Source organism: Microcystis sp. M44BS1 (genome assembly GCF_020244875.1).
GTDB classification, from domain to species: Bacteria; Cyanobacteriota; Cyanobacteriia; order Cyanobacteriales; family Microcystaceae; genus Microcystis; species Microcystis panniformis.
Window position 1 is genome coordinate 1 of sequence record NZ_JADBVM010000229.1, and the last position, 8,648, is coordinate 8,648.

The window sequence follows — 8,648 nt, forward strand, 5'->3', positions numbered from 1 at the left end:
ATTAGAGGGAGATCATCTATTCGTTCTGACTGTGTTTGTGACGTAATTGCTCGACTCCTTGTTGGCCAACACTTGACTACACAAGGATTTTAACCTTTTTTGCCCACCTTACCCCTTCAATTTAAGCGAACGGTGAGTCCTATAATCGAAGAAATACTCGATCGCTATCTCGATTCCGTTCGATTGATTCTTGCTGCTCTCTCCCGCCATTTTTTTGAATTTTCTGTAATTACCTCGCCCATTGTTCGGGCTTTTTCCGCCGCATCCCGCGCTATTTCCAGAATTTACTCTAATTCCCGTTCATTTAGTCCTGTTTCTTTTTCTTCCATCACCGTAAGCCCTGCAAGCGATTTTTAACCTTATTCTAGTCTCTAAAATACGTCCGAGTTATGATCGCTTAACTCTAGAGCTAAAGTAGAGATAGGGTTTAATTGGAGCTATGTATGGAAGCGATCGAATTTAGGACGGTTATTTATGATGGTCAGGTGAGCGTTCCCCCTCGATATTCTTCTCGATGGGAAGGTAAGATGATACGGGTGATTGTTTTGGATGACTCGGAAATCGTCCCCGATCCGGGCCAGAAAACTGAAAAAACGATGTTCGAGGCGATTTCTTTAAATACACGGGGATTTAGATTCGATCGGGACGAGGCTAATGCCCGATAAAGTTTTTATCGATACTAATGTCTTAATTTACGGGTATTCTGAGGATGAGCCGGATAAACGACAGCGAGCGATTGATTGTGTTCGATCGGGTGAGGCTTGGATTAGTACACAGGTTTTAAATGAAACGATAAATGTATTAAAACGGAAATTTTCCCTAAGCTATTCGCAAATTCGAGAAGCTGTACAAGAGCTTTCCGAGGGATTCCCAATCGTCCTCGTTTCTGTTAATACGATAGAGATGGCATTGAATCTAGCGGAACGCTATCAATATAGTTACTTTGATAGTTTAATAATAACTTCGCTAGTAAGGCTAACTGGAAAAATTTAGTAGAGGTTCAAGGTCGCTTGCAGTATCAACCGAAACCGATTAATAACTCCCAAGAATACGAGCGATTTTTAAGCATAATTGAAGGGATGATGTCACGGGAGTTAAGCAATGACGAAGGACTATTATTTGATTTATTGGTGTTATTAGTGGAAGAATACGAGCAGAAACATTATCCGATCGCCCGAACAAATCCTACCGCTACGTTAGAATCTTTACTGCATGAATTCGATATCGATAGGGAGTGTCTTATCGATATTTTCGGCGATCGGGATAGAGTAGAATCGGTGATAGGGGGGAAACAGGCGATCGCTCCTTCTCAAGCCGAGTCTCTAGCCGAATTTTTTAATCGTTTAAGTGCGAAACTGGCGTTAAGCGCCCGTGATTTTCTCTTGTAGCCTCGCTTTTCCTTCGGGGACTGAGGGGGGAAGACCATATAACAAATCCTTACTTTCTTCATAGCTTTAGATTAATTAAGATAATGTTACAAAACTTTATGAAAAAGGCGTAGTATGATAATTTACGCCAGTAAAGCGAACACAATAAGGAGCAACACCCATAATGCAGTCGGCCAAGATGTTGCTGACAGTCCCCAAAGAGTATTTAAAAGCACCGGGGGGCTTCAACCCAAACGTTACCATGTTTTTTAGTGCCTTGAGCCTAATAACCCTATCTACCTGTGGCTATTGGCTATGGTCCTGGCCGGACTTGATTTGTTTTAGTGCTAATGTCCTCGCTTTACATTTATCGGGGACAGTTATCCACGATGCCTCTCATAATTCTGCCCATAGCAATCGGGTATTTAATGCTATTTTAGGTCATGGCAGTGCTTTAATGCTCGGTTTTGCCTTTCCGGTCTTCACTAGAGTCCATTTACAGCACCACGCTCACGTTAACGATCCCGAAAATGATCCGGATCATTTTGTCTCCACTGGTGGACCGTTGTGGATGATTGCGGCCAGATTTTTTTATCATGAAATCTTCTTTTTTAAGCGGCAACTCTGGCGAAAATACGAACTGCTGGAATGGTTCCTCAGTCGTCTTTTTGTGGCTACCATAGTCATCGTCGCCTGTCAATTCGGTTTTATTGGCTATGTGATGAATTTTTGGTTTGTTCCTGCTTTAGTGGTGGGAATTGCCCTCGGTTTATTTTTCGATTATCTTCCCCATCGTCCTTTCCAAGAGCGCAATCGTTGGAAAAATGCCCGCGTTTACCCCAGTCCCCTGTTAAATCTGCTGATTTTAGGGCAGAATTATCATCTCGTGCATCATCTTTGGCCGTCGATTCCCTGGTACAAATACCAACCGGCATACTATGCCACTAAACCGCTTTTAGACGCAAAAGAGTGTGAACAGTCTTTAGGTTTACTGCAAGGTAAGAATTTCTGGAGTTTTCTCTACGATGTCTTCCTCGGTATTCGCTTTCACTCCCATTCTTCTAAAACTTCTTGATCTCATTTATCGTAATGGTGAGGTACAAAGTTTTCATTTGAGGGAGTCGGTGGTCGATTTTATGAGAAACTCTCTATCTGTACTGGTTTTGTTGTCAACTTGATTTTTTGAAGGAGGATTTTATGGGTCAACATTGGGGAAAAGCCTTAATTTTAACAACAACTTTCTTGACAATTAACATCAATTATGCTAGGTCTTTAACCTTTGGTGAGGCCGTGGGTATTGGAGCGGGGGCCTTGTTAATCAACCGGGTGGTACAGGATAATAGACAACGTTATCGATTTGTGCCACCAGAGCAAGAATTTCAGCGCGGACTAGAGGACGGTTTTAACTTTGCCCGCTATGATAATCCGCGCAATTCCAGAGACTACGATGACGGTTTTATCGAGGGACGAAGACGGCGGGAGTCGGGTTGGTCCAGTCCCAACCGGAGAAGTTAATTATTTTTTTGGTCTGCGTCCCACTTCGGCGGTTTCTTGAATGGAAAATATCCTCAATTTGCCGTCGATGGGAGCGACTTTAGCCACTGCTTCTGATGCCACTATATAGTTATCACCCTCGGTGTTGGTAATATTGACTACCCGCTCGCGAGTGATAATCGCCGTCTCGTCATTAGCAAGAATATCCACGTCCCAATTCTCAGAAAGAACCTCTATACTTTTGATATTTTTGTAGGATTCCTCTAAAAATATTTTATGTTCCGTGATGCCATCTAACTCAAAAATTTCGGTACTAGCATCGGTTTTAATGGTCAATTGCGAGGAAATAAACGGGGCATAGTGTTTGAGGATTAGGGCGATATTTTTATCTTTAATAGCGGTTTCAATGTCTTGAATCATTGCTTTAATTTCCGCTTCACTGATTTTTTGTCCCCCATCGCGATTACTCGATTGTTTCACTGGCACTATCGAGGGACTAGCATGGACAAAAGCGGGGGAGATGCTGGGGAGAAAGGATAAACCGAGCAATAGAACAATTAATTGGGGAGAACGCATAATTTAATAAACTTGGTAAATTCAACCCGAATCATAGCATTTTCTCGTTACCGAATAAATCCTCAAGGTGAAAGTCCCCGGTTAGGGAAGCTAAGAGAGCAAAATTCTGGCTGTGCCAAGTCTAGGTTGATCCTTTAGCTATTTTTGCCTTATATTTCCAGAATAACAGGGGTATGATCGCTAGGTTTTTCTTGTTTTCTGGGTTCTTGATCGATCAGACAATTAACGGCTTTTTCGTATAGCTGAGGAGTTAAATAAAGATGATCAATTCGCCAACCTCGGTTACGAGCAAAACCACCGCTGCGATAATCCCACCAACTATAATGTCCTGCTGCCGAGGTGAATTTTCTAAAGGCATCTTGTAAACCAATTTCTAAGACCTTTTCTAAAGCTTCTCTTTCTTTAGCTGAAGACATAATATGATTTTCTTTGCCCTTGGGATCATAAATATCTTTATCTTCTAAGGCAATATTAAAATCACCACAGATACATAATTCTTTGGGTTGAGAATTAATTATTTTATCTAGATATTTCCTAAGAGTTTCTAACCATTTAAGCTTATAAATATACTTGTCACTATCTAGGGAAGAACCATTAGGAACGTAGAGATTAATAATCCGAATATCGCCGATTACTCCAGTAATTAACCGTTTTTGTTCGTCTAGTTCTCCCGTTAAATTTTCGCCGATAATGGGACTAAATCCCACAGTGATATCGTCCAGGGGTTTCTGGCTAAAAATCGCTACACCATTATAGGCTTTTTGTCCAGAAATATAGAGATGATAACCCAAAGATTCAAAAGCTTCTCTGGGAAAATCTCGATCGATTACCTTAGTTTCTTGCAAGCATAAAACCTCAACGGGATTGAGTTGTAACCAGTTAATTACCTGCTCTTGTCGGCTGCGAATCGAGTTGACATTCCATGTGGCGATTTTCATAGCTAAAAACCGAGAATTTTTCTCACACTTCCTCAGCAAAACTACTGCGACGCACAAACTCAAAGGGACCGGCGATCGAACCCCAGACTAATTGATCGGTTTCGGGATCTAAACCGCGATCAACGCTAATTAATCCCTGTTCACTAATTTCAAAACTATTATCCAAATAAGTCATTCTATCTTTGCGAAAGATTAAACATTGTTTCCCCGGTTTCACCACCCCTTTAAAACTGTTACCTGTCCAAGTTACATTCATATCACAACCCGGCATCGGTTCTAATAGGTCTAAGCTGAGATTTTTGAGACGTTGGGGTTCTCTAGAAGCACCAAAAAAGTTAGCTTCCTCTTTAACTTTAAAGTTTTCTAGTTCAATATGGTCATCGACTACCGATAATTTAAATACTCGCAAACGATAGGGAGTATTGAGCATAAAATCGTAGGCCTGCTCTAAAAATAAACTGGTTCCTTTCAGTAATTCATCGGGTAAAGGACGCATACACACGCGAATATGGGCAAAAAAAGGCGGATTAGCAAAAGCTTGTTCTTGATTACTAAAATCCGCCGCCATCCAGCGTGCTAGGGTTTTTATATCCGTGGAATGAGTCATAATTGTTGATATTTTAATGGTTATTAGCTAGCAGCCATTAGCTAGTTAATCGCTCTGATAAATTTTCACTGATTACTGATAACTATGCCCCGACAATTGTTATTGTGCAGTTACTTTAATTTCGATATCGGCACTAACTTCGGGATGGAGTTTGACTTGTACTTTATAGACTCCCAATTGACCGATATCGGGGACGGTAATACCACGGCGATCGATTTCTAATTTAGCATTTTCTAGAATAACCGTAGCCACATCTTGACTGGTGACAGTACCGAAAATGGCCTCGTTTTCACCCACCTGTTTAGGGATGGTGTAGGGACTGAGTTTTTCGATCGCAGTTTTTCTGGTTTCCGCTTCTTGTTTTTCGGCAAGGAGACGTTGACGCTCTTTTTCTTTCCTAAATTCTGCCTGTTTAATCGCACCCTTGGTGGCTAAAACGGCCACCCCTTGGGGGATAAGGTAATTGCGCGCATAACCGGGTGCCACTTCCACCACATCGCCATTTTCACCCAATTTGCTGACTTTTTGATTGAGGATAACCTGCATTCGTTTCGCCATGATCTTGACCTAAAACAATAGTTCCAAAACCTTTATCATACCATGCAATCGTTTTTATCTGTCCTCCCATCCGGACCGTCAGTTAGCTATGGAAAAACTACTTGAACAATCCGAGTCTCCCCAAAAGGAAAACTTCGTACCTCACCATTAAGATAACTGCTGTATTCAGTTTTCTTACCCGGTGTCCGTCAACCAGAAGGAATAGCGATAGCTGGTCAAAACCACTAAGATAGGACGGCGAGAGTAACTTAAGACGATTTTTTTGGTAAGATCAAAGCTAAACTAACCATCACGCCCTCTTGAGGGAATATTTATTTATGAGCGATATAGGGTTTATTTTGACGATAATCAACAATTTCCTGCAAATTTACTCGGTAATCCTAATTGTTAGGGTTTTACTGACTTGGTTCCAAAATGCTGGTTGGGCCTATCAGATTATGTCTTTTCTCAGTCCGATTACCGATCCCTATTTAAACCTTTTTCGCTCGATTATCCCACCCCTAGGCGGGATGGACTTGTCCCCGATTCTCGCGTTCCTGCTGCTCAACGTCGTTCAGAGTGTCGTAGCCACAGGGGCCAGCAGTCTGGTCAGCAGCAGTTTCTAAATCCGGGGATCAACACTACTGGTAAAACCGGAAGCTTTGAATTTTTCCAGTCGCAGGGGGGTTGGTTGATTGGTAGAAACAGAAATTCTGATCTCGAAATCACTAATCCCCGGTGGCACTTCGGGAATTGCCCCGACTCGGCTACGATTTTGTAAAGCTGGTTCCCCGTTAGCATCGTAAATCCGACCAAAAACATCGGCATCATAGACGGTTTTTCCAGAATTATTTTTAGCTTTGCCGGTGATTAAAAAACAATTAGCCGGAAAACTGGTTCCCCCACTGGTGACACTCCCCTCGGCTAATTCGGGGGGACAGTCTTTGTAAGATACATCTAATAGTTGAATTGGGGTCAAAGCTTGAGCAGTAGGGATGATAAGCCAGCTAGACAGCCAGAAGAGAACAGAAAGCAGTAAAACGGTGAGCGAGCGTGGTGTCATAGATCAGTGATTTTACGGTATGATTTCCCCAATACTTAGATTATCGTGGATCGTCACCCTTTGAAATCAGCTTTTTTAGGACTCTCATGGATCGAGATGAGATTGAAACCACTCTCAAAGCGGCTTTTCTCCAGTGTGAGGCTTTATTATGTCCTCTCAATCAACAACAAAAAGAAATTTTGTTAGAGGTGTTTTTTGAGCAAAATTCCCTCGCTGATGGCAATCCCCTCGACGAATTAACATCTATGCAAAGGGAGATTTTACTGGAATTTATCCTCAAACAAGAACGGGAAAATTTAGCTTGGAAAAGTTCCCTCCTCAATGATTGGCTTAACGATCGCCCTTCCGGTGCGGTACAATTTATCCGCGATCAGTATGGCTTGGCTTGGTTGAACAGCATAAAACCGATTCATTGGCAAGAATATTTACAAAAATTAAGGTTAACCAGAGAAAAATTACAGGTGGGAGATACGATCGAGGTGTCTAATGGATTATGGGAATGGATTCCCGCAGACGCTGCCGATAGTTGCGACTGGTTTCCCTGTGAGGTAATAGAAGTAAATGAAAGTGAGGATGATTCCCCCCCTGTTAGTTGCCGTATTCGCTTTCAAAACGGTGAAGAATGGCAAATACAAGGAATATATCAGTGGAATCGCCCTAATTGGCGTTTTCTGACCTGAAGGAAGATCACTGCTCGGTTATCGGCTAAAATTAAGAACTGTAAAGAAAACAGATAAATTTTATGGCCGCTAAAGTAGAGATCTATACTTGGAGTTCCTGTCCTTTCTGTATCCGCGCTAAAGCATTACTCAAGAAAAAAGGGGTGGAGTTTACCGAATATTGTATCAATGGTGATGAAGGAGCGCGAGCCAAAATGTCCGATCGAGCCAATGGTCGTACAAGTGTACCACAAATTTTTATAAATGATCAACACATCGGGGGCTGCGATGACATCTATGCTTTAGATAGAAGTGGTGGTTTAGATCCCCTGTTGCAGAATTAAGGATAAAAACTATTAATGAAACTAGCCTTTATTATCGATCCGATCGAGTATTTAGATCCGGGCCATGATACCAGTGTAGCTATCATGGAAGCGTCCCAATTATTAGGCCATGAAGTCTGGATGACTTCCATCACGGATCTCAGTGCGATTGCGGGAAAAGCTTGGGCAAAACTAACTAAAATTGAACTGGTTCCCGTGGAGTTAAAAGATAATCATTGGGTGGCTGTATCTCAATGGTATCAAAGACAAGAGACAGTTTTTACCTGCCTAGAAAACTTCGATTTTGTCTGGATGCGAAAAGACCCACCCGTGACGATTGCCTATCTTTATGCCACCTATTTATTAGACCTGATCGACCCCCAAAAAACCCAAGTAATTAACTCAACTAGGGGTTTACGCCATGCCAACGAAAAGTTATACACTATTCACTTTGCTCAGGTAATGCCCGCTACAATTGTTTCCCAAGATAAAGCAACGATTAGGGAATTTGTCAACCAAAAAGGGGCGGCAGTTATGAAACCTTTGGGGGGCAAAGCAGGGGAGGGAATTTTATTTCTTAGTCCCGAAGATCGCAATCTCAATTCAATGATTGAAATTAGCACAAAATGGGGACAAGAACCGGTAATGATCCAAGATTATTTACCAGCTGCCAAAGAAGGAGATAAACGCATTATTGTCCTCAATGGTGAACCCATCGGGGCAGTTAATCGCATTCCCACCGGTTCGGAATTTCGCGGTAATATGGCGGTGGGTGGACGAGTGGCAAAAACAGAAATCACCGATCAAGAATTAGAAATCTGTGCCACTTTAGCCCCAAAATTACGAGAAGATGGCCTATATTTTGTCGGATTAGATGTGATTGGTGGCTATCTCACGGAAGTTAATGTCACCAGTCCTACCGGCATTCGCGAGATCGATCGATTAAACAATGTTAGCTTAGGTCAACAGGTAATTAAATGGCTAGAAAATCATTTGGGCAGCAGAGATTAGGGATTAGGGAAATGGGGGAATGGGGAGATGGGGGAATGGGGAGATGGGGGAATGGGGAGATGGGGGAATGGGG

14 protein-coding genes are annotated in these 8,648 nt (G+C 42.2%); 9 read left to right on the top strand and 5 right to left on the bottom strand.

Features of this window, described 5'->3' with window-relative positions; all coding sequences use genetic code 11:
* Positions 1-443: 443 nt before the first annotated feature.
* The 5 genes from IM515_RS17725 to IM515_RS17745 all read left to right on the top strand — a co-directional run bounded on the left by IM515_RS17725 (position 444) and on the right by IM515_RS17745 (position 2,882).
* The gene (locus IM515_RS17725) at positions 444-665 is read left to right on the top strand and encodes a hypothetical protein (protein ID WP_287627613.1); all 222 of its coding nucleotides are present in this window, start codon (positions 444-446) and stop codon (positions 663-665) included.
* Positions 655-993 carry a PIN domain-containing protein gene (locus tag IM515_RS17730; RefSeq protein WP_287627612.1) on the top strand — a complete coding sequence of 113 codons (339 nt, stop codon included), beginning with the start codon at positions 655-657 and terminating at the stop codon, positions 991-993. Before IM515_RS17725 ends, IM515_RS17730 begins: the two co-directional genes overlap by 11 nt.
* Positions 994-1,010: 17 nt before the next feature.
* Complete coding sequence (locus IM515_RS17735) at positions 1,011-1,388, top strand: helix-turn-helix domain-containing protein (RefSeq protein ID WP_287627611.1); 378 nt, start codon at positions 1,011-1,013, stop codon at positions 1,386-1,388.
* A gap of 163 nt (positions 1,389-1,551) precedes the next feature.
* The gene (gene crtR / locus IM515_RS17740; protein ID WP_287627610.1) at positions 1,552-2,442 is read left to right on the top strand and encodes a beta-carotene hydroxylase; all 891 of its coding nucleotides are present in this window, start codon (positions 1,552-1,554) and stop codon (positions 2,440-2,442) included.
* Positions 2,443-2,564: 122 nt separating this feature from the next.
* Entirely contained in the window at positions 2,565-2,882 is a 318-nt protein-coding gene (locus IM515_RS17745; protein WP_271970736.1) for a hypothetical protein, read from the top strand.
* On the opposite strand, the gene IM515_RS17750 is transcribed toward IM515_RS17745, so the two are convergent.
* The 4 genes from IM515_RS17750 to rplI all read right to left on the bottom strand — a co-directional run bounded on the left by IM515_RS17750 (position 2,883) and on the right by rplI (position 5,540).
* Positions 2,883-3,437 carry a hypothetical protein gene (locus tag IM515_RS17750; RefSeq protein WP_287627607.1) on the bottom strand — a complete coding sequence of 185 codons (555 nt, stop codon included), beginning with the start codon at positions 3,435-3,437 and terminating at the stop codon, positions 2,883-2,885.
* 149 nt (positions 3,438-3,586) lie between these two features.
* Positions 3,587-4,375 carry an exodeoxyribonuclease III gene (xth, locus tag IM515_RS17755; RefSeq protein ID WP_287627606.1) on the bottom strand — a complete coding sequence of 263 codons (789 nt, stop codon included), beginning with the start codon at positions 4,373-4,375 and terminating at the stop codon, positions 3,587-3,589.
* A 22-nt stretch (positions 4,376-4,397) separates the two neighbouring features.
* Positions 4,398-4,982 (bottom strand): chromophore lyase CpcT/CpeT, encoded by a 585-nt coding sequence (locus IM515_RS17760; protein ID WP_002766818.1) that lies wholly within the window; start codon positions 4,980-4,982, stop codon positions 4,398-4,400.
* A gap of 99 nt (positions 4,983-5,081) precedes the next feature.
* Positions 5,082-5,540: a 50S ribosomal protein L9 gene (rplI, locus tag IM515_RS17765; RefSeq protein WP_287627605.1), complete on the bottom strand. Its 459-nt coding sequence runs from the start codon at positions 5,538-5,540 to the stop codon at positions 5,082-5,084.
* Between the two features lie 317 nt (positions 5,541-5,857).
* Here rplI and IM515_RS17770 point away from each other — a divergent pair, with 317 nt between their 5' ends.
* A complete protein-coding gene (locus IM515_RS17770; protein WP_002763635.1) occupies positions 5,858-6,145 on the top strand; it encodes a YggT family protein in 288 nt (95 codons plus the stop codon).
* On the opposite strand, the gene IM515_RS17775 is transcribed toward IM515_RS17770, so the two are convergent.
* Positions 6,142-6,582 (bottom strand): hypothetical protein, encoded by a 441-nt coding sequence (locus tag IM515_RS17775; RefSeq protein ID WP_002741759.1) that lies wholly within the window; start codon positions 6,580-6,582, stop codon positions 6,142-6,144. The two genes, IM515_RS17770 and IM515_RS17775, sit on opposite strands and share 4 nt — an antisense overlap.
* An 86-nt stretch (positions 6,583-6,668) precedes the next feature.
* Between IM515_RS17775 and IM515_RS17780 the strand changes: the two genes are divergently transcribed.
* The 3 genes from IM515_RS17780 to gshB all read left to right on the top strand — a co-directional run bounded on the left by IM515_RS17780 (position 6,669) and on the right by gshB (position 8,575).
* The gene (locus IM515_RS17780) at positions 6,669-7,262 is read left to right on the top strand and encodes a hypothetical protein (RefSeq protein ID WP_002766816.1); all 594 of its coding nucleotides are present in this window, start codon (positions 6,669-6,671) and stop codon (positions 7,260-7,262) included.
* A 62-nt stretch (positions 7,263-7,324) separates the two neighbouring features.
* Positions 7,325-7,585, top strand: coding sequence for a glutaredoxin 3 (grxC, locus tag IM515_RS17785; RefSeq protein WP_193961473.1), 261 nt, complete (start codon positions 7,325-7,327; stop codon positions 7,583-7,585).
* 15 nt (positions 7,586-7,600) lie between these two features.
* Positions 7,601-8,575: a glutathione synthase gene (gshB, locus tag IM515_RS17790; protein ID WP_287627604.1), complete on the top strand. Its 975-nt coding sequence runs from the start codon at positions 7,601-7,603 to the stop codon at positions 8,573-8,575.
* The last annotated feature ends 73 nt before the right edge of the window (positions 8,576-8,648 follow it).

Excerpts from the sequence above, each read along its gene's own strand:
- IM515_RS17725 (WP_287627613.1), top strand. The coding sequence starts at position 444 with ATGGAAGCGATCGAATTTAGGACGGTTATTTATGATGGTCAGGTGAGC.
- IM515_RS17730 (WP_287627612.1), top strand. The coding sequence starts at position 655 with ATGCCCGATAAAGTTTTTATCGATACTAATGTCTTAATTTACGGGTAT.
- crtR (WP_287627610.1), top strand. The coding sequence starts at position 1,552 with ATGCAGTCGGCCAAGATGTTGCTGACAGTCCCCAAAGAGTATTTAAAA.
- IM515_RS17745 (WP_271970736.1), top strand. The coding sequence starts at position 2,565 with ATGGGTCAACATTGGGGAAAAGCCTTAATTTTAACAACAACTTTCTTG.
- IM515_RS17750 (WP_287627607.1), bottom strand. The coding sequence starts at position 3,437 with ATGCGTTCTCCCCAATTAATTGTTCTATTGCTCGGTTTATCCTTTCTC.
- xth (WP_287627606.1), bottom strand. The coding sequence starts at position 4,375 with ATGAAAATCGCCACATGGAATGTCAACTCGATTCGCAGCCGACAAGAG.
- IM515_RS17760 (WP_002766818.1), bottom strand. The coding sequence starts at position 4,982 with ATGACTCATTCCACGGATATAAAAACCCTAGCACGCTGGATGGCGGCG.
- rplI (WP_287627605.1), bottom strand. The coding sequence starts at position 5,540 with ATGGCGAAACGAATGCAGGTTATCCTCAATCAAAAAGTCAGCAAATTG.
- IM515_RS17770 (WP_002763635.1), top strand. The coding sequence starts at position 5,858 with ATGAGCGATATAGGGTTTATTTTGACGATAATCAACAATTTCCTGCAA.
- IM515_RS17775 (WP_002741759.1), bottom strand. The coding sequence starts at position 6,582 with ATGACACCACGCTCGCTCACCGTTTTACTGCTTTCTGTTCTCTTCTGG.
- IM515_RS17780 (WP_002766816.1), top strand. The coding sequence starts at position 6,669 with ATGGATCGAGATGAGATTGAAACCACTCTCAAAGCGGCTTTTCTCCAG.
- grxC (WP_193961473.1), top strand. The coding sequence starts at position 7,325 with ATGGCCGCTAAAGTAGAGATCTATACTTGGAGTTCCTGTCCTTTCTGT.
- gshB (WP_287627604.1), top strand. The coding sequence starts at position 7,601 with ATGAAACTAGCCTTTATTATCGATCCGATCGAGTATTTAGATCCGGGC.